This is a genomic window from Croceibacterium salegens (assembly GCF_009827435.1).
Taxonomy (GTDB): domain Bacteria; phylum Pseudomonadota; class Alphaproteobacteria; order Sphingomonadales; family Sphingomonadaceae; genus Croceibacterium_B; species Croceibacterium_B salegens.
On the sequence record NZ_WTYM01000012.1, the window covers coordinates 1 to 547 of the forward strand.

The window sequence follows — 547 nt, forward strand, 5'->3', positions numbered from 1 at the left end:
TCGACGCCTTCACCGAACTGCGCTGGATCACCTTCGAAACCGAGCCGGGGCACTATCCGATTTGAGGCTTACCAAATGAAGACCCAGGTATGCATCATCGGCGCCGGACCGGCGGGCCTGTTGCTCGGCCATCTTTTGCGTGCCGAAGGGATCGAGTGTGTGGTGCTCGAACAGCGCACCGGGGATTATGTGCTGACGCGCATTCGGGCGGGCGTGCTCGAGACGATCACGGTCGGCCTGATGGAGCGACTGGGGCTCGATGCGCGGATGAAGGCCGAGGGGCTTTGGCACGACGGCTTCAACCTGGCCGACGGCGAGCGGCTGATCCGCATCGACATGGCCGACCTCGTGGGCAGCCGGGTCATGGTCTACGGCCAGACCGAGCTGACCAAGGACCTGATGGACGCGCGCGAGGAGCGCGGGCTTGAGGTGGTCTACGAGGCCGAGGACGTCGTGCTGCACGATGTCGAAGGCGACGTGCCATACGTCACCTTCACCAAGGACGGGGCCGGGCAGCGCATCGACTGCCGGATCATCGCCGGGTGCG

At 65.3% G+C, this 547-nt stretch carries 1 protein-coding gene; it reads left to right on the plus strand.

Features of this window, described 5'->3' with window-relative positions; translation table 11 throughout:
- Positions 1-75: 75 nt before the first annotated feature.
- Positions 76-547: FAD-dependent monooxygenase (locus GRI89_RS00125; RefSeq protein WP_159791252.1), on the plus strand; the 472-nt coding region annotated here is incomplete at its 3' end.